Here is an 18,129-nt window from a genome sequence, read left to right on the forward strand (position 1 = left end):
CGCGAGAGCGGGCGGGCCCGGCGCAAGCTCCGGCCTTCAGAGCCGCTCGGCCGCGAATCCGCCGAAGTTCTGCAGCCGCCACCGACGCGGCGGGCCCGCGGCGACCCGCCGACGTACAGTGGAGGGGATGACTTCGACCTCGCCGCACCCGCGCCCCACATCGTTCCCGCCGCTCGAGCGTCGTGCGCCGGAGGCGGTCGGCATCCCGGCCGCAGCCCTCGCCGCTCTCGCGGACCGGCTCCAGGAGGAGGGTCTCGACCCCCACGCCCTGCTCGTCGCGAGGGGCGGGGTGGTGGCCTTCGAGACGGCCTGGGCTCCGTATCGGCTCGAGCAGCCCGCACTCGTCTACTCGGTCTCGAAGACGTACACCTCGCTCGCCATCGGCTTCCTCGTCGACGAGGGGCGGCTGGGTCTCGACGATTCGGTGGGGGATCTGCTCGGCCTGCCGAACCCGCACGGGATCACGGTCCGTCACCTGCTGACGATGAACACGGGCCACAGCCCCGAACAGATCGAGCGGTACGGGTTCTCGCCCGCCGGCCTCCTCGCCACTGCTCCCGAGCGGGCCCCCGGCACCCGGTTCGCCTACAACTCACCGGCCACGTACGCGCTTTCCGCGATCATCGCGCGCCTCGCCGGCGAGCAGCTCACCGCGTACCTTCGGCCCCGGCTGCTCGAGCCGCTCGGAATCGGCGACCGCTGGATGAGCTCGGTCGACGGCATCGAGACGGGCGCCTCCGGGTTCCACCTCACCGTCGACGACATCGCCCGCACGGCGATCATGCTGGGCGCCGGCGGAGTCTTCGGCGGCGCCCAGGTCGCGCCGCGCGCGTACGTCGACGAGATGAGCCGGGTCTGGTCGGACACCGCGGAGTTCGACGGACCCGCCGCTGCCGAGGACGAGGTCAACGACTGGTCCCTCGGATACGGATACCAGATGTGGCGGAGCCGTCACGGCTACCGCCTCGACGGAGCCGCAGGGCAGTTCGGCCTCATCATCCCGGAGAGCGATCTCGTCATCGCTTATCACGGAGCCACCCTCGACACGCAGGCGACCCTCCGCGCGTTCTGGGCGTTCGTCGACGCCGTCGCGGTCGCCGACGCCGCGACGGTGGATGCCGAGGCCGCACCGACGTCGAAGATCCCGGTGCCGACGGCCCTGCACGTCTCGCACGACACGTGGGACTCGCGCGCCGACCTCGGCATCCTTCGACAGGCCCCGTTCGACGCCGACGGGCTCACCCTCACCGACACCGCCGACGGGTGGACGCTCGACCTGCCGGGCGTCGGCGAGCTGAAGGTCGGCGGCAGCTGGACCGAGACCGAGGTGGAGTTCGAGGCCGATGCCGGCGCCGCCGCGGCCGGAAAGCAGGCCGGAACGTCCGGTTCGGTCGTCGACGCCGCCGGAATCGCCGATCCGGCCTGCTCTTCGCACGCCGCGCCCACGCGACTCGTCCTCGCGACGCGCGGGGAGCGCCGCGACGACGGCTCCGTCCTGATCCACATCGTCGACACGACATCCCCGCACCGCGCGATCGTCCACCGCGCGGCGGACTCCGGCGCGGGGGCTGTGGATGCCGGGTGGCACATCCCGCCGCTCGGCGGCGGGTGGGAGATCCTCCGGGTGCCGGCATCGGTCCTCACATCGGAGCGGGCCGACACCGCCCGACCGGAGAGCGCCGCGCCGGCCGGGAACCCCGGCGACCCGGCCGGGAACGCCGCCGCGCCGGCCGAGACGACCGCGGCGGCCCTCCTGCTCGACATGGACGGCACGCTCGTCGACTCGCACGAGGTCGTCGAGCGGCTCTGGCGACAGTGGTCCGAGGGGCACGGCATCGACCCCGCGCGCACGCTCTCGATCATCCACGGACGTCAGGGTCAGGACTCGATGGCCCTGCTTCTGCCCGACCGCCCGCACGAGGTGAACCTCGCCGAGAACCGGGAGCTCCTCGCGGCGGAGACGGCGCAGACCGACGGTGTCGTCGCGATCCCCGGCGCCGCCGCGCTCCTCGCCGCTCTCCGCGGACTCCCGCACGCCCTCGTGACCTCGGCCTCCCTCGCGCTCGCTCAGGCGCGGATGGATGCCGCCGGACTCCCCGTGCCGTCCCTCGCGATCACGGCCGAGGACGTCACCCGCAGCAAGCCCGACCCCGAGGGCTTCCTCGCGGCGGCGCGCGCCCTCGGCGTCGACCCGGCGTCGTGCATCGTGGTCGAGGACTCGCCGAATGGGATCGCGGCGGGTCTGGCGGCGGGCATGCGCGTGATCGGCATCGGCCCGCACGCGGCGGGGACCGGCGCGACGTGGGTGGTTCCGGATGCCTCCGGGATCCGCGTGGCGTCGGCGGAGCCCGGGATCGCGGTCACGATCGGCGCGTGACCCGCGCTCGGCTCGGAACTCCCCTGCGGGTCAGTGCCGCGGGGGCGCCTGCCCCGCCGCGGGGGCTCCGGCGGCACCGGCCCCGGAGGATCCGGCATCGCCGGCGGGACTGGCGTGACCTTCGGCGAAGCTGAGGTTCTTTCCGAAGGCCTTGCCGATGAGGAGGGTGATCCCGACGATCACGAGGCCCCAGGCGAGGCCCGCGATCGCCGAGACGAGGGTGTCGCCCAGCCACACCACGACGCCGCCGGCGGGCTCGAGGAGGTGCTCGAGTCCGTGCAGCAGATCGATCGGCGCATGCCACCCGACCTCGCCGAGGTTCTGCAGGACCAGGTGACCGCCGACCCAGAGCATGGCGATCGTCCCGAGGATCGAGATCCCGCGGAAGACGGCGGGCATCGATCGGACGATCCGCATGCCGGTGTGCCGCACGCGCGGGGAGTCGCCGCGGGCCATGCGCAGGCCGATGTCGTCGATCTTCACGAGCAGCGCGACGGCGCCGTAGACGAGCGCGGTCATGGCCAGCGCGATGACGGCCAGGACGGCGAGGCGCATCCAGAAGTCGAGCGTCGGGTCGATCGCCGCGAGGCCGATGAGCATGATCTCGGCGGAGAGGATGAGGTCGGTGCGGACGGCTCCGGCCACGAGGCGCTTCTCGTCGCGCGCCTCCTCGCCGTCGTGACCGCCGTGATGGAACCCGAACCACTCGAGCACCTTCTCGGCGCCCTCGAAGCACAGATAGCTGCCACCGACGATGAGCAGCCAGGGCAGCACCCACGGCGCGAAGGCGGTGAGCAGGAGCGCGATCGGGATGATCACGAGGAACTTGTTCGCGAGCGAGCCGAGCGCGATCCGCCCGACGACCGGCAGCTCCCGCGCGGGCGAGAGGCCCTGAACGTACTGCGGCGTGACGGCCGCGTCGTCGATGACGACGCCCGCCGACTTCGCCGACGCTTTCAGGGCGGCGCTGAGGATGTCGTCGACGACGGCGAGCAGACCTACGGACATGCCCTCACAGTACCCGGTCCCGCGGACGGCCTCCCGGACGGCCGTGCCGCCGGCTTGCCATCGTCGAATCGATTCGATATCGTGGATGCCGAGGCGTCCCCTTCGGGGCGCCGTTCGCTGTTTCCCCCGAAGAAAGCTCCATGTCCCGCACCCTCACCACCGGCAGCCCGTGGCGCGGCATCCTCGCGTTCTCGGTGCCGCTGCTGATCGGCAACGTCGTCCAGCAGCTCTATCAGTTCGCCGACGCCGTCGTCGTCGGGCGCCATCTCGGCGTCGACGCGCTCGCGGCCGTGGGAGCGACCGGCAGCCTGCTCTTCCTCCTTCTGGGGTTCGCGTGGGGGATGACGAGCGGGTTCGCGATCCCGACCGCGCAGGCCTTCGGTGCGCGCGACTTCGCGGCAGTGCGACGCTCGGTGGCCACGGGTGCGATCCTGACGGCGGCGACAACGGTCGTGCTCACCGTCTTCGCCCCGATGCTGTCCGGCGCCGCCCTCACGCTCTTGCAGACCCCGCCCGAGCTCATGGCGGATGCGACCGTCTTCGCGCAGATCAGCTTCCTCGGGGCAGGTGCGATCATGGCGTTCAACTACCTCGCGGCGATCATCCGCGCGATCGGCGACTCCCGGACGCCGCTCGTGTTCCTCACCCTCTCGTGCGTCATCAACGTCGCGCTCGTGATCCTCATGGTCGGACCGCTGGACTGGGGCGTCGCGGGCGCCGCCCTCGCGACGTGCGTCGCCCAGGCGATCTCGGTCATCCTCTGTCTCGAGTTCGTGCGTCGCCGCCTTCCGGTGCTGCACGTGCGCCGCTTCGACTGGCGGGTGACCCGGCGGGACCTCGCCCAACACCTCCGCCTCGGGCTGCCGATGGGGTTCCAGGCCTCCATCATCGCGATCGGCACGCTGACGGTGCAGGTCGCCCTCAACCTGCTCGGCGGCGAGGCCGTCGCCGCCTACACCGCCGCCTCCCGGGTCGACGGGCTCGCGGTGGCGCTCCTGCAGTCGCTGGGCCTCGCGGCCTCCATGTACGCGGCGCAGAACCTCGGCGGCCGCCGGCCCGATCGCATCCGCCGCGGCGTCCGCCAGGCGACCGTGATGGCAGTGGGCTCGGGTGTCGTCCTCGGGGCGCTGCTGATCGCGTTCGGCGGCGTCGTGGTGCGGCTGTTCATCGGCGACGGCTCGGACCGCGTCGTCGAACTCGCGACCCTCATGCTCCACGTGAACGGCTTCTGGTACTGGGCGCTCGCGATCCTCTTCGTGCTGCGCGGGTCGCTGCAGGGGCTCGGGTCGACGGTGATCCCCACAGTCACGGGCATCATCGAGCTCGCGATGCGCGTGGGCGCCGCGCTCGTCCTCGGGCACCTGCTCGGCTTCGAGGGCGTCGTGTGGTCGAACCCGCTGGCCTGGATCGGTGCGTGCCTCGTGCTCGTCCCGGCGTACCTGCGCGCGCACCGTCGGCTCGCGCGCATGCCGGTCGACCCCGCGGAGGTCACCGAGACGACCGCGATCCCCGTCATCGGCCCGACGGACGGGTCGATGGTGGTGGATGCCGTGATCACGGCTCCGCTCCCCGTGCTGTCGCCTCCGGCCGCGGGGTCCGCCGACGAGAGCGCGCCGGCCCTCTCCCCGTGGCGCCGTCGCCGCGGCGATCAGGCGGTGCACGTGCACTCGCGGGCCCGCCGCGACGCCCGCCCCCCCCGCGGCACCCGTCGGCCGGAGTAGCCTGGCCCCATCCGAGGGGAAGGAACATGCCATGAAGGCCGTGCTCGAAGATACCGTCATCGCCGAGGCGCCGCGCGAGGAGCTCATCTCGATCGAGGGCAACTGGTACTTCCCGCCCTCGAGCGTCAACAGCGACTACCTCGTCGAGAGCCCGACGCCGTACACCTGTCCATGGAAGGGCGTGTGCCAGTACTACACGGTGCGCGTCGACGACCGCGAGCTGACCGACCGGGCGTGGAGCTACCCCCACCCCTACGAGTCGGGAAGAGAGCGGGTCGGGAAGGACTTCTCGGGGTACGTCGCCTTCTGGAAGGAGATCCGTGTCATCGACTGAGACGGGCGTCCCTGCGGTCCTGCCGCAGCTGACCGCCTTGCCCGATCCGCAGTTCATCATGGTCGGCGACGGCCACCGCATCGCCACCTACTCGTGGGGTGAGCTGGACGACCCCGTCGCGGTGGTGGTCCACGGCTTCGCCTCGAGCACGAAGGACAACTGGGTCGCGACCGGGTGGGTGCGCGACCTGCTCCGCGCCGGGTACCGGGTCATCGGGCTCGACCAGCGGGGGCACGGTGCCAGCGACAAGCCGCACGAGGCATCCGACTACTCCCTCTCGCAGCTCGCGGGCGACGTCGAGACGGTCCTCGACACCTACCTCGTCGATGAGGCGTTCTACGTGGGCTACTCGCTCGGCGCGCGCGTCGGGTGGGAGGTGGTCCAGGACATCGCCCCGCGGATCCCCCGCGCGATCCTGGGCGGGGTGCCCGACGGCATCCCCCTCGCCCGCCTCGACATCGAGCAGGTCCGCGCGTATGCCGAAGAGGGAATACCGGTGACGGACCCCGTGACGCAGAACTACGTGCGGCTCACCGAGCGCGTGCCGGGCAACGATCTGCGGGCGCTGCTCGCGATCGCGCGCGGCCTCCGCGAGACGAAGACCGTCGACCCGGATCCGGCGCACGCCCCGCAGCAGCCGGTGCTGTTCGCGACCGGGTCCCAGGACGCCATCATCCCCGGTTCGCGCGCGCTGGCCGCGGCCGCGCCCCAGGGGCGCTTCCTCGAGATCCCGGACCGTCATCACTTCAACGCTCCCGGCTCCCGCGTCCTCCGCGAGCAGGCGCTGGCCTTCCTCCAGGAGGGGCGATGACGACTCCCCTCCGCCTGGCGACGATCGGCACGAGCACGATCACCGAGAAGTTCGCGGATGCCGTGGCCGCCGCGAACGGCGCCGGCGATGACATCCGCATCGAGGTCGTGTACTCACGGGACCAAGAGCGCGGCGCCGCCTTCGCAGAGCGCCTCCGGGTCCCCCGCGCGGCCACGGATCTCGACGCGCTGCTGCGTTCGGGAGAGGTGGACGCCGTGTACATCGGCTCCCCGAACGGCGCGCACGCCGCGCAGGCGCGTCGTGCGCTCGAGGCGGGCGTGCACGTCTTCCTCGAGAAGCCCGCGACCCCGACGGCGGCCGAGTTCGCCGAGCTCGCCGAGACGGGCCGGGATCGGGGCATCGTCGTCTTCGAAGGCATGCGCAACGCGTACGATCCGGGCCTCGCCCGGGTCGCGGAGCTCCTGCCCCGCATCGGGGCTGTGCGACTCGTGTCGTTCGGCCAGTCGCAGTACTCGGCGCGGTACGACCTCGTGCTCGCGGGAGAGACCCCCAACATCTTCGATCCCGCGCTCGCCGGCGGCGCTCTGTTCGACCTCGGCGTCTACCCGTTGAGCGCCCTCGTCCACCTGTTCGGCGCGCCGGACACCGTCGCGGGGCACCTCGTGACGATCGCGACGGGCGCCGACGGCGCGGGTGCGGCGGTCCTCGGGTACCCCGCCTTCGCGGCGCAGGTCTCGTTCTCGAAGATCGGCGTCTCGCATCGGCCAAACGAGATCCAGGGCGAGCTCGGGACGATCGACTTCGACGAGGTCACCGCCCCGCGCGAGATCGCCCTGTCGCTGCGCGACGGCACACGTACCGCGGAGCGCATCGAGGCCGCCGACAACAACATGGTCTACGAGGTGCGCCGATTCGCCGAGCTCGTCCGCGGAGAGGACCCCGTACCCGATCAGGAGCGCACACTGGCGGTGCTCCGCGCGGTCGAGGCCCTCCGTCGCGGACCTCGCTGAGAGAGGCCACGCGTGCCGACCGGTCAGGACCTCGACACCCTCATCCGGCTCCGTCGCGTGCGAGACCGGATGGATCGCGAGTACGCGCGGCCGCTCGACATCCCGTCCCTCGCGAGCGACGTGCACCTCTCCGCCGGACACCTGTCGCGGCAGTTCCTCCTCGCGTACGGGGAGACGCCGTACGCCTACCTCATGACGCGGCGCGTCGAGCGCGCGATGTCCCTGCTGCGGACGACGGATGCCTCGGTCACGGACGTGAGCATCGCCGTCGGGTATCAGTCTCTCGGGACGTTCTCGACGCGCTTCACCGAGCTCGTCGGGGTGCCGCCGAGCGTCTATCGCGAGCGCGGTGCGCCGTTCAGGCCCGGGATGGCGCCGTGCCTCGTGCGCCAGCTGACCAGACCGGTCAGGAATCGAGAAGCGCCCCCGCGGCCCACGACCCTAACGTGAACGCATGAGCATCACCATTCACTCGAGTTTCCTTCCCCAGACGGATGCCGAGGCATCCCTCGCGTTCTACCGCGACGTCCTCGGCTTCGAGGTGCGCCTCGACATCGGCCGCGGCGACCTCCGCTGGATCACCGTCGGACCCGTCGGCCAGCCGGACACGGCGATCGTCCTGCACCCCGTCGGCGTCGGGCGCGACGTCTCCGAGGACGAGCGTCGCACCCTCGCCGAACTCGTCGCCAAGGGCAGCTACTTCGGGATCAACCTCGGCTCCGATGACCTCGACGCGGTCTTCGCGCAGCTCGAGCGCTCCGGCGCCGACATCGTCCAGGAGCCGATCGACCAGGACTACGGCATCCGCGACGCGGCCGTCCGCGATCCCGCCGGCAACCTCATCCGCATCCAGCAGAACCCGACCCCGGAGGCCTGACATGTCCGACACGAAGAGCGGCTTCAGCGCCGATGAGCGCGCGGCGATGGCCCAGCGCGCCGACGAGCTGCGCTCCACGAAGGGCCTCAAGGGCGCGGCCAAGCTCGCCAAGGAGCTGGAAGCGTGCGCCGAGGCGATCGACGCGCTGGGCGGGGTCGACGGCGATCTCGCCCGCGCGGTGCACCGGATCGTGACCGAACTCGCGCCCGACCTGAACCCGAAGACCTACTACGGCTTCCCGGCGTACGCGGCGGACGGGAAAGTGGTCGTCTTCGTCCAGCCGGCGGCGAAGTTCGACACCCGCTACCCGACGGTGAACTTCACCGAGGATGCGCACCTCGACGACGGCGACATGTGGCCCGTCTCCTTCGCGGTGGTGGCGGTGACCCCCGCCGTGGACGAGCGCATCCGCACCCTCGTCGCCCAGGCCGTGGCCTGAACCGCGGGCGGGCGGTGGGGACGACCTAGACTGGAAGGGTTCCCTCCCGCCCCGTCCGGATGAGCTCCCTGTGACCGACGCCCCGCCGCGCACCCTCGAGGTGCGCCACCTGCAACTGGTGCGCGCCCTGTTCGCGGCGATCGCGGCGATCATGATCACCTTCTCCGCGGACCACTCCGCCCAGCTCGGTCTCGCGGTGTTCAGCGGCTTCGCGATCGCCACGTCTCTCGCGTTCCTCCTGTCGGCGTGGCTCGTCTTCCCCGCCGGGTCGCGGGCCGTGCCGGTGCTCCTCGGCATCGTCACCGGCGTCGCCGGCATGGTCACCGGCATCCCCCCGCTGCGATCGACGGTGCTGTTCTTCTCCGTCGTCATCGCGTGGGCCGCGATCTCGGGGATCATCGAGCTCGTCGGCGGTCTGCGCGCGCGCCGCGCCCGCGATCCGCACGCCCGTGACGGCGTGCTGATCGGCGCGGTCACGATCGCGCTCGCCCTGGGTCTGCTCGTCGTGAACCCGGGCTACGACCTCCATTACGTGATCGACGGTGCGGGCGAGTTCGCGCTCACCGGCATCGCGATCGGCGTCGGGGTGTTCGGAGGCTATGCGGCGATCGTCGCCGTGTTCCTCGGCATCGCGGGCTTCTCCCCGCGCCCCGCGCCGGTGGACTCGGAGGCGTCGACGACCGAGGATGCGCCGAGCCCGGCGGGACGCCAGGGGGACGCCGCGGCCGGTCAGGCCGCTCCGACAGCAGGAGAGCCCGCATGAGCGAGAACCGTCCGACCCGTCGCGATCTGATGAAGCCGGTGCAGCTGCTCGGCTTCGCGTTCGCCGCGGCCGCCTTCGGAGGCATCATCGCGCTCGTGTCGATGGGCTTCTTCCAGGACCTCAGCGGCGACGAGCGGCTGCACGTCATCGTCGTGTCGCTCGTGGTCGCGGGGATCTCCTTCATCGCCACCCTCGTCATCATCGCGCTGCTCATGCTGGCCGTCGACCCGGCGCAGGTGACCAAGCAGGTCGACCGCGCCGTGCTCCTGCCGGATGAGGACGCCGACGGCGGCGCGGGCCGCGCCGACGGGTCGGACCCCTCGGCATCCGACCCCCGCGCCTGACCCCGCCGTCTCGCAGTCGACGGGCGGGGATCGCGCGGCCCGCGCCCCGGCTCAGCGGGCGGGGGAAGCCGCGGCGCGGAGCACCGCGTTGAGGCTGGCGGTGAGCACCGAGCGGTCGGTGCCTGCCGCCCATCGGGGCCCGTCGTCATCGCGATACTCGATGAGGGTGAGCGCGTCGGTGCCGGTGCCGGTGCCGAGGCTGCTCTGGTGCAGACTGAGCACCTCGATGCGGCTGCCGTGCTGCGCGAGCGCCCGGGTGAGTGCTTCCACCGGTCCGATCCCCTCGTGAACGCTGCGGTGCTCACCGCCGTGGATCCGGAGCGCGATCGTCGTCGCGGTGCCCGTCGTGTCGTACCCCAGGAGAGCCGGGCCGTCGCTTCCGGCCGGTCGCGCGAGATACGCCGCGCGGAAGATCTCCCAGAGCTCGGCGGCGGTGGCCTCGCCGCCGCTGGCATCCGTGTGCCGCTGGACGTGCCGAGCGAAGTCGATCTGCAGTCGGCGGGGCAGCTCGATCCCGTACTCGCTCTCCAGCAGGTACGAGACCCCGCCCTTGCCGGACTGGGAGTTCACGCGGATCACGGCGTCGTAGCTGCGCCCGAGGTCGGCGGGATCGATCGGCAGGTACGGCACTCTCCACGCGATCTCACTCTCCGAGCGGCCCTCGGCGGCGGCCCGTGCGCGGTGCTCCGCGAAGCCCTTCTTGATCGCGTCCTGGTGGGTGCCGCTGAAGGCCGTGTGCACGAGATCGCCCACGTAGGGGTGACGCGGATGGATCTCGATGCGGTTGCAGTACTCGACCGTGCGGCGGATCTCGTCGATGTCCGAGAAGTCGATCATCGGGTCGATGCCCTGGGCGTGCAGGTTCAGCGCGAGCGTCGCGATGTCCACATTTCCGGTGCGCTCGCCGTTGCCGAACACGCATCCCTCGACGCGCTGAGCCCCGGCGAGCACGGCGAGCTCCGCGCAGGCGACGCCGGTGCCGCGGTCGTTGTGGGGGTGCACCGACAGGATCACGGCATCGCGCCGCGCCAGGTTCTCGTGCATGTACTCGATCTGGTCCGCGTAGACGTTCGGGCTCGCGATCTCGACGGTCGCCGGGAGGTTCAGGATCACCGGGCGCTCCGGTGTGGCATCCCACAGCTCCGTCATCGCATCGCAGACCTCGAGCACGTAGTCGGGCTCGGTGAGGGTGAAGACCTCGGGCGAGAACTCGAAGCGCACGTTCGGCAGGTCGCCCGCGAGATCGCGCACATCCCGGCCGCCGTCGAGGATCAGCTTCTTCAGCTCCGCGCGGTCGCGGCCGAGCACGACATCACGCCAGACCGGTGCGGTCGCCGCGTACATGTGGATGACGACCTGGTTGCGGATGCCCCGGATCGATGCGACGGTGCGTTCGATCAGGTCGCGGCGGGCCGGGGTGAAGACGACGATCGTGACATCCTCCGGCGCGAGATCGGCATCGGCGATCAGGCGAACGAAATCATGGTCGGTCTGCGAGGCCGAGGGATATCCGACTTCGATCTCCTTATAGCCCATCCGAACCAGCAGGTCGAAGAAGCGCCGCTTGCGCTCCGGATCCATGGGCTCGGCGAGGGCCTGATTGCCGTCGCGAAGGTCGACGGGAACCCACAGCGGCGCGGCGGTGAAGCGCTTGGTCGGCCACGCGCGCGCGGTCAGGGGCACCTCGACGCGGGAGGAGAAGTCACGGTACCGCTGCGACGGCATCCGCGAGTGTCGCTGGCGGTTCCACGCCGGGGCGTCAGCGGGGAGGGAGCCCGCCGGGGTCGTCAGGTGGGAGAGCGTGCTCGTGTTCATGGGGTCCTTCTTCAGTCCGGATGAGGGGGACCGGCGCATGCTTCGGCTCCACGTCGGGGAGCCGGTCCGGCTATGCCCCGCCGTGGCGGCGAAGAAGGAGCTCGAGGGAGCGCATGACGGGAACGTTACCACAACTCCTCAGACAAGTAGAGAAGTCAGCCGATCTGGAATGATGGGGCGATGACCACCGTCCGTCGCGAGCCGCTGGCGGACCAGGCCGCCGAGCTCCTGCTCGAACGCATCCGTTCCGGCGAGTGGGCGCTCGGGGAGAAGCTGCCCGGAGAGACGACGCTCGCGCCGCAGCTCGGCGTCGGACGCTCCACCATCCGCGAGGCGATCCGCCAGCTCGCCGGCCGCGGCGTGCTCGCCACCCGGCAGGGCGCCGGCGTCTTCGTGATCGCGCTGGACGCCCCCGGCGACTGGACGCAGAAGGTCGGCCGTGCAGACATCCGCGCCGTGATCGAGGCCCGGGGCGCCATCGAGGTCGAAGCAGCGGCGCTCGCCGCTGCCCGTCGCAGCCCGGCCGAGCTGCGGGCCCTGAAGAGAGCGCTCGAGGCCCGCGAGGCGCGCCGCGAGCGCATCGATGAGCACGTCGACACCGATGCCGCGTTCCACCGCGCGATCGTCGCCGCGGCCCACAATCCGATCCTGCTGGAGATGTTCGACAGCTTCACTCCGCGCAGTCGCGAAGCCATGATCGCGATGCTCCGCCGGCGCGGCGATCATGGCAGCGACGCAGACCACGCGACGCACCACCGCCTCTACGACGCCATCGCCGCCGGAGATCCCGCCGTCGCGGCAGCGATCACGCGCGACCACCTCGCGTCCCTCGCGGCGGGCCTGCCCCTCGCCTGACCCTGCGTCCGATCCGCCGATACGGCAGGCAGCGGGGCGCACGTGTCACCGCCGAGGGGTCGGGACCTCGGCATCCGCGCGCGCCGGGCAGGAGCCGGCCTCGCCCCGGCACCGTGCCGCCCCCTGTGCATGCATGCTTGGATCGACGCCATGACCTTCGCCGTCGTCTCCGTCCACTCGCCCAAGCCCGAGCATCGACAGGCGGTGCTCGATTCGATGCAGCGCTACAGCAGGGTGGCGAGGGATCAGGCAGGTCTGGAGTGGACCGGCGTGGTCGACGACGCGAGCGGCCGTCTCGTCGGCATCGCGTTGTGGGACTCGGAGAGATCGGCAGCCGCGGCACGCCCCGCCCTCATGGCGGAGATCGGCGAGGACCCCTTCGCGACGTGGGATGAGCGCCCGATCGACGGGCTCCGGGGATTGATCCTCTGATCCCTCTCGCGGCCGCCGGAGGGGCGCCGCTACACCTCGTCGACGAGACGGTCCGCGAGGCCCGTGTAGGTCGCGGGCGTGAGCGCCGCGAGGCGTGCCTTGGCATCCGCCCCGATGTCGAGGCCCTCGACGAAGGCGACGAGCTCGGCGCCGCCGACGCGGCGTCCGCGGGTGAGCTCCTTCAGGAGCGCATACGGGTCGGTGATCTGCGAGCGGCCGGCGACGATCTCGGCACGGACGACGGTCTGGATCGCCTCGGCGAGCACCTCCCAGTTCGCGTCGAGATCGGCGAGCAGCACCTCGCGGGCGAGCAGGATCTCGCCGAGGCCGCGCTGAAGGTTGTCGAGGGCGAGCAGCGAGTGCCCGAACGCGACGCCGATGTTGCGCTGCGTGGTCGAGTCGGTGAGGTCGCGCTGCATGCGGCTCGTGACGAGGGTGGATGCCAGGGTCTGCAGCAGCCCGCCCGCGATCTCGAGGTTCGCTTCGGCGTTCTCGAAGCGGATCGGGTTGATCTTGTGCGGCATCGTCGAGGAGCCGGTGGCGCCGGCGACGGGGATCTGCGCGAAGAAGCCGAGGGAGATGTACGTCCAGACATCCGTCGCGAGGTTGTGCAGGATGCCGCCGGCGTGACGGACGCGGTCGTAGAGCTCGACCTGCCAGTCGTGCGACTCGATCTGCGTCGTGAGCACGTTGAACCCCAGGCCGAGTCCCTCGATGAACTCCCGCGAGAGCGCCGGCCAGTCGACATCGGGAGCCGCCGACAGGTGCGCCGACCACGTGCCGGTCGCGCCGGAGAACTTCGCGAGGTACTCGCCCGACTCGATCTGGCGCGCGACGCGCTCCAGACGCCAGACGAACACCGCGAGCTCCTTGCCCATCGTCGACGGCGTCGCCGGCTGGCCGTGCGTGCGGGAGAGCATCGCGGCGTCGCGGTGCTCGCGGGCGAGGTCGCCGAGCGTCGCCGTCACCTCACGGAGCTTCGGCAGCCACACCGTCTCGACCGCACGGCGCACCGTCAGGGCGTAGGAGGCGGAGTTGATGTCCTCGCTCGTGCAGGCGAAGTGCGTGAGCTCGGCGACGGCATCCAGCCCGAGCGTCGCGAGGCGGTCGCGCACGAGGTACTCGACGGCCTTCACATCGTGTCGGGTGACGGCCTCCTTCTCGGCGAGCCAGGCGATCTCGGCCGGGCCGAACTCCTCGTACAGGGCGCGCAGACTCTGCTTCTGCTCCGCTGTGAGGGGAGTCGACCCGAACAGCGAGCGATCCGTGAGGGTGATGATCCATTCGACCTCCACCTCGACGCGGGCGCGGTTCAGGCCCGCTTCGGAGAGGTAGTCGGCAAGGCCCGCGACAGCGCCGCGGTAGCGGCCGTCGAGGGGGCTGAGGGGCTGCGGCGGCAGGGACGTGGTCACGAGGCTCCGTTCGATGAAACGGGCGCTCAGGATGACGGACGGATGGCGGGCTCGAGCTGCCGGAAGAGCGCCCGGCTCGCACTCTCGATCATAGCGAGCACGTCGTCGAACATCTCCGACCCGGCGTAGTAGGGATCGGGGACGTCGAGGACGTCGCCCGCGGAGGGGTCGAAGGACAGCAGGACGGCGAGTTTGTCGGCGTCGTCGCTCGTCCGCGCCCAGCTCGTGAGGATCCGCTCGTGCGAGCGGTCGAGGGCGACGATGAGGTCATGGCGGTCGAAGTCGGCGAGCGTGAACTGTCGTGCCCGGTGATGCTCGCCGTCGTAGCCGCGGCGGCGCAGGGCCTCGATCGTCCGTGCGTCGGCACGCTCGCCGACATGCCAGTCGCCGGTGCCCGAACTGGAAGAGGTCACGTAGTCGGACAGGCCCGCGCGCTCGACGAACTCACGGAACACGATCTCGGCCATGGGCGAGCGGCAGATGTTGCCCGTGCAGACGAAGGCGACGCGAAAGGGCGCGGGCTTCTGGGGCATCCCCTCATTCTGGCCATACGGATGTCGCCAGGGAAGTGCATCACCTCGTCCCCAGCCTGGAATGTCGGCGAACCGTCCACAGATCGGTCGGTCCGGGCCCCGGCCGAGGGGCGACGGCGGCACAGTCTGACCATGGATCTCGCCTCCTCGCCTGCTCTGACAGCACTGCACCGCGCCGGGGAGTGCCTGCGTGCGGCGCGCACCGACATCGGCGAGGCGCGTGTCCGTGCCCGCGCGCTCACGGATGCCACGGCCTGGCGCTCCCGCGCCACCGACGGCTATCGGGCGGGAGTGGGCCTGCTCTGCGACGAGTTGGCCCGGCTCGAGGCGGCCGTCGACGTCGCCGAGGACGAGGTGGAGTGCGCCGCGCGCGACGAACGGCTGCGCGCGACGCGGATGCCCGGAGCCGGGCGATGAGCCGCGCCACGGGCTCCTCCGGCACAGCTGGGAACGATGACCTCGACATCTCCAGCGGCGGGGTGGTCGCCGTCGACACGGAGACCCTGCGTTCCGCTGCCGGGGGGCTGCGCGCCCTCGCGGGCGTGTGCGAGGCGGTCCGGGCGACGCTCGACGGCGCCGCGGACGCCGCCGCGATGTCGGGTGTCTGGATCGCGATGCCGACCGCTGCCGCGACGGATGCCGGGGATCGGGCCGCGCGGCTCGCGCGCGACCTCGAGGCGATGGCCGGCCTCTACGACATCGTCGAGCTCCAGGCTCAGGCGCAGTCCGCGGCGGTGGGGGGTGACCTCGTCCTCGCCACGAAACTGCACGCGCAGGCCGTCGGGCTGATGGCCGCCGACCCTGCGCTCGCCGGAGCGTTGGCGGGGGTGTCGGTGCGGGGGGCGCTGGCCGGGCCGCTCGCCCTGAACGAGCAGTATCGCTCGATGTTCGCCACGAGCGCCGACCTCGGGGCGCTCGCGGTGCTGTTGTCCGGGGCGGCCACCGTGCTCGGGCTCGGCACTCTGCCCCGCGGGACGCGCCTGCGGGGCCTCGACACGCGCGTTCACGTCACCCGGCTCGGCCCCGGAGCGGGCGGGCCGGTGGCTCCGGCCGCGGCGTCCGCGCCCGCTGGGCTCGTGCAGGCGGTGGACCGCATCCCGCGCGGTGAGGCGCGCGTGCGGGTCGAGCGCTACACGATGCCCGATGGAGACCGCCGCTTCGTCGCCTACATCGGCGGCACGGTCACGACGCCCGATCGCGCGGAGGCATGGGACTGGGCTTCCGACCTCGGTCTCTACGCGCGGATGAACGCCGCGTCCGACGACGCCCTGGCGGCAGCGCTGACGGATGCCGGGGCGGCCGCCGGCGACACGGTCGACCTGTTCGGGCACTCGCAGGGCGCGATGAACGCGTCCTACCTCGCCCTCTCCGGAGACTACGACGTGTCCTTGCTCGTGACCTTCGGCGACCCGGTCCACGCGGACGTGGGCGAGGACACCCTGAGCGTCGCGGTGCGCCACCTCGACGACCCGGTCGCAGCGCTCGCCGGCGGCGGATCGGCGGCGGGAGTGGGCGCAGATGGCAGCTTCGTGGCGACCCGCGAGCATCCGGGAACCCTCCGCGATGGTCAGGGTCTCATCGTGCCGCATGAGCTCGACGCCTACCGCGAGACAGCGGCGATGCTCGATGCCTCCGAAGACCCGCGCATGGATGCCGTGCGCGCGCGGCTCGATGACCTCGGGCGTGCGCGGTCCGTCGAGACGATCGTCTACGCCGCGGCGCGTGACACCGTCGTGCCGCCCACGCCATACGTCCGAGGCGCGGCGGTCGCGGTCGTGCCTCCGCCCTACGCGGCGGCGGGCGGTGCGGTCAGCGCCGCTTCAGCTGGGGGCGCAGGATGATGCCGAACACCCAGTTGATGAGCGAGACGACGATGGCCGCCAGGATGCCGTGCCAGAGGTCCTCGACGCGCATCCCCCAGGCCCACCACTCGGTGACCCACGCCGTGATGACGAACAGCAGGCCGTTGATGAGGAAGGAGATGAGCCCGAGCGTCAGGATGTACAGCGGGAACGCGACGATCTTGATGACCGTGCCGATGATGCTGTTGACGATCGCGAAGACGACGGCGACGGCGAGGAGGGCGAGGACCAGCTGGAGGGTCTCGCCCGGAGGGAACGCGATGACGGTCGTTCCCAGTGCCGGGATCAGGGTGACGACCCAGATGGCGAAGGCGTTGACGACGACGCGGATGAGGAAGCGCATGGTCCGGTCAGTCTGGCACGCGGCGCGCGCCGGCGGAACCGGTCCCGCGTCGCCGCGCCCCGACCCGCCGCGTGTCCGGGGGCGCCACCCGGTGACCGCGCGTCGGCCCCGGTCGCCTCCGTAGACTGCTCCCGTGACCGATCTTCCTGTGCGCATTCGTCCCGAGATCGCGGCCCTGCCCGCCTACCGGCAGGGCAAGCAGGCCGGCGCCGACGCCTTCAAGCTGTCGAGCAACGAGAATCCGTTCGACCCGCTGCCCGGTGTCGTCGAGGCGGTCCAGCGCGCGCACGGGTTCAACCGGTACCCGGATGCCACCGCCTCCCGCCTCCGCGCCCGTCTCGCGGAGCGCTTCGGGGTCACCGACGACCACGTGCACATCGCGGCGGGGTCGGTGTCGATCCTCTTCCAGCTCGCGCAGGCCACGAGCGGTCACGGCGACGAGATCCTGTTCTCCTGGCGCTCCTTCGAGGCCTATCCGAGCCTCCCGGTGGTGGCCGGTGCGCACGGCGTCACCGTACCGAACGACGCGGCCGGCGGTCATGATCTCGACGCGATGGCGGATGCCGTCACCGACCGCACGCGCATGATCATCGTCTGCTCGCCCAACAACCCGACGGGCCCGATCGTCACGCAGGAGGGCTTCGACGCCTTCCTCACCCGCGTGCCCGCCGACATCCTCGTGGTGCTCGACGAGGCCTACGCCGAGTTCGTCACCGACCCGGCGGCGGTCGACGGCGCACGCGTGCTGGCGGCGGGCCATCCGAACGTCGTCGTGCTGCGGACGTTCTCCAAGGCGTACGGGCTCGCGGGGCTCCGCGTCGGCTACGCCGTCGGCGACCCCCGCATCCTCGGGGCCGCCCGCTCGACCGGGATCCCGCTGTCGGTGACGGCGGCCGCCGAGGAGGCCGCGCTCGCGAGCCTCGATGCGGAGGACGAGCTGAAGGTGCGGGTCGCGGAACTCGCGATCCGGCGCGACGAGCTCGCCACGCGCCTCCGTGGCGCGGGCTGGGAAGTGCCGCTCGCGCAAGGCAACTTCGTGTGGCTGCCGGCAGGAGATCGCGCCCTCGAGGTCGCGGCCGCCTTCGAGGAGGCCGGACTCATCGTGCGCCCGTTCGCCGGCGACGGTGTGCGCATCTCCATCGGCGAGGCCGAATCGGTCGATCGCATCGTGGAGGTCGCCGCGCGCGTCGCGCCGTGACGACGCCATCCGCTCCTGCCGCGCTGCGCCGCCG

20 protein-coding genes are annotated in these 18,129 nt (G+C 71.7%); 15 read left to right on the plus strand and 5 right to left on the minus strand.

The window, feature by feature from the left end; translation table 11 throughout:
• The first annotated feature begins 127 nt into the window (after window positions 1-127).
• On the plus strand, window positions 128-2,377 hold the full coding sequence (locus J0P97_RS07835) for an HAD-IA family hydrolase (protein ID WP_215487220.1): 2,250 nt from the start codon (window positions 128-130) through the stop codon (window positions 2,375-2,377).
• A gap of 30 nt (window positions 2,378-2,407) precedes the next feature.
• Here the strand turns inward: J0P97_RS07835 and J0P97_RS07840 are convergent, their stop codons facing one another.
• Complete coding sequence (locus J0P97_RS07840; protein WP_215487221.1) at window positions 2,408-3,385, minus strand: DUF808 domain-containing protein; 978 nt, start codon at window positions 3,383-3,385, stop codon at window positions 2,408-2,410.
• 140 nt (window positions 3,386-3,525) lie between these two features.
• Between J0P97_RS07840 and J0P97_RS07845 the strand changes: the two genes are divergently transcribed.
• From J0P97_RS07845 to J0P97_RS07885, 9 genes are all read left to right on the plus strand, one after another.
• Complete coding sequence (locus J0P97_RS07845; protein WP_215487222.1) at window positions 3,526-5,106, plus strand: MATE family efflux transporter; 1,581 nt, start codon at window positions 3,526-3,528, stop codon at window positions 5,104-5,106.
• A gap of 31 nt (window positions 5,107-5,137) precedes the next feature.
• Window positions 5,138-5,440, plus strand: coding sequence for a DUF427 domain-containing protein (locus tag J0P97_RS07850; RefSeq protein WP_215487223.1), 303 nt, complete (start codon window positions 5,138-5,140; stop codon window positions 5,438-5,440).
• A gap of 58 nt (window positions 5,441-5,498) precedes the next feature.
• Entirely contained in the window at window positions 5,499-6,251 is a 753-nt protein-coding gene (locus J0P97_RS07855) for an alpha/beta fold hydrolase (protein WP_215487358.1), read from the plus strand.
• Window positions 6,248-7,222 (plus strand): Gfo/Idh/MocA family protein, encoded by a 975-nt coding sequence (locus J0P97_RS07860; protein ID WP_215487224.1) that lies wholly within the window; start codon window positions 6,248-6,250, stop codon window positions 7,220-7,222. The genes J0P97_RS07855 and J0P97_RS07860 overlap by 4 nt, the downstream gene beginning before the upstream one ends.
• Window positions 7,223-7,291: 69 nt before the next feature.
• Window positions 7,292-7,672: a helix-turn-helix transcriptional regulator gene (locus J0P97_RS07865; protein WP_215487359.1), complete on the plus strand. Its 381-nt coding sequence runs from the start codon at window positions 7,292-7,294 to the stop codon at window positions 7,670-7,672.
• 4 nt (window positions 7,673-7,676) lie between these two features.
• Entirely contained in the window at window positions 7,677-8,099 is a 423-nt protein-coding gene (locus J0P97_RS07870; protein WP_215487225.1) for a VOC family protein, read from the plus strand.
• Between the two features lies 1 nt (window position 8,100).
• Window positions 8,101-8,538, plus strand: coding sequence for a hypothetical protein (locus tag J0P97_RS07875; protein WP_215487226.1), 438 nt, complete (start codon window positions 8,101-8,103; stop codon window positions 8,536-8,538).
• Between the two features lie 70 nt (window positions 8,539-8,608).
• A complete protein-coding gene (locus tag J0P97_RS07880) occupies window positions 8,609-9,301 on the plus strand; it encodes an acyl-CoA synthetase (RefSeq protein WP_215487227.1) in 693 nt (230 codons plus the stop codon).
• Window positions 9,298-9,645 carry an amino acid transporter gene (locus J0P97_RS07885; protein WP_215487228.1) on the plus strand — a complete coding sequence of 116 codons (348 nt, stop codon included), beginning with the start codon at window positions 9,298-9,300 and terminating at the stop codon, window positions 9,643-9,645. The genes J0P97_RS07880 and J0P97_RS07885 overlap by 4 nt, the downstream gene beginning before the upstream one ends.
• 51 nt (window positions 9,646-9,696) lie before the next feature.
• Here the strand turns inward: J0P97_RS07885 and J0P97_RS07890 are convergent, their stop codons facing one another.
• Window positions 9,697-11,460 carry a 2-isopropylmalate synthase gene (locus tag J0P97_RS07890; RefSeq protein WP_215487229.1) on the minus strand — a complete coding sequence of 588 codons (1,764 nt, stop codon included), beginning with the start codon at window positions 11,458-11,460 and terminating at the stop codon, window positions 9,697-9,699.
• Window positions 11,461-11,640: 180 nt separating this feature from the next.
• On the opposite strand from J0P97_RS07890, the gene J0P97_RS07895 reads away from it, so the two are divergent.
• Together J0P97_RS07895 and J0P97_RS07900 are read left to right on the plus strand one after the other, a co-directional pair.
• Window positions 11,641-12,315: a FadR/GntR family transcriptional regulator gene (locus J0P97_RS07895; RefSeq protein WP_215487230.1), complete on the plus strand. Its 675-nt coding sequence runs from the start codon at window positions 11,641-11,643 to the stop codon at window positions 12,313-12,315.
• Window positions 12,316-12,465: 150 nt separating this feature from the next.
• A complete protein-coding gene (locus tag J0P97_RS07900; protein ID WP_215487231.1) occupies window positions 12,466-12,747 on the plus strand; it encodes a hypothetical protein in 282 nt (93 codons plus the stop codon).
• Between the two features lie 29 nt (window positions 12,748-12,776).
• Here the strand turns inward: J0P97_RS07900 and purB are convergent, their stop codons facing one another.
• Window positions 12,777-14,159 carry an adenylosuccinate lyase gene (gene purB / locus J0P97_RS07905; protein ID WP_215487232.1) on the minus strand — a complete coding sequence of 461 codons (1,383 nt, stop codon included), beginning with the start codon at window positions 14,157-14,159 and terminating at the stop codon, window positions 12,777-12,779.
• Window positions 14,160-14,185: 26 nt separating this feature from the next.
• Window positions 14,186-14,692: a low molecular weight protein-tyrosine-phosphatase gene (locus J0P97_RS07910; RefSeq protein ID WP_215487233.1), complete on the minus strand. Its 507-nt coding sequence runs from the start codon at window positions 14,690-14,692 to the stop codon at window positions 14,186-14,188.
• 132 nt (window positions 14,693-14,824) lie between these two features.
• Between J0P97_RS07910 and J0P97_RS07915 the strand changes: the two genes are divergently transcribed.
• Both J0P97_RS07915 and J0P97_RS07920 read left to right on the plus strand, forming a co-directional pair.
• The gene (locus J0P97_RS07915; RefSeq protein WP_215487234.1) at window positions 14,825-15,109 is read left to right on the plus strand and encodes a hypothetical protein; all 285 of its coding nucleotides are present in this window, start codon (window positions 14,825-14,827) and stop codon (window positions 15,107-15,109) included.
• A complete protein-coding gene (locus J0P97_RS07920; RefSeq protein ID WP_215487235.1) occupies window positions 15,106-16,533 on the plus strand; it encodes a hypothetical protein in 1,428 nt (475 codons plus the stop codon). Before J0P97_RS07915 ends, J0P97_RS07920 begins: the two co-directional genes overlap by 4 nt.
• Here the strand turns inward: J0P97_RS07920 and J0P97_RS07925 are convergent.
• Window positions 16,502-16,897 carry a phage holin family protein gene (locus tag J0P97_RS07925; protein ID WP_215487236.1) on the minus strand — a complete coding sequence of 132 codons (396 nt, stop codon included), beginning with the start codon at window positions 16,895-16,897 and terminating at the stop codon, window positions 16,502-16,504. The two genes, J0P97_RS07920 and J0P97_RS07925, sit on opposite strands and share 32 nt — an antisense overlap.
• Window positions 16,898-17,030: 133 nt before the next feature.
• Here J0P97_RS07925 and J0P97_RS07930 point away from each other — a divergent pair, with 133 nt between their 5' ends.
• Entirely contained in the window at window positions 17,031-18,095 is a 1,065-nt protein-coding gene (locus J0P97_RS07930) for a histidinol-phosphate transaminase (RefSeq protein WP_215487237.1), read from the plus strand.
• Window positions 18,096-18,129: the final 34 nt, after the last annotated feature.

The organism is Microbacterium flavum, assembly GCF_018717645.1.
GTDB lineage: Bacteria > Actinomycetota > Actinomycetes > Actinomycetales > Microbacteriaceae > Microbacterium > Microbacterium flavum.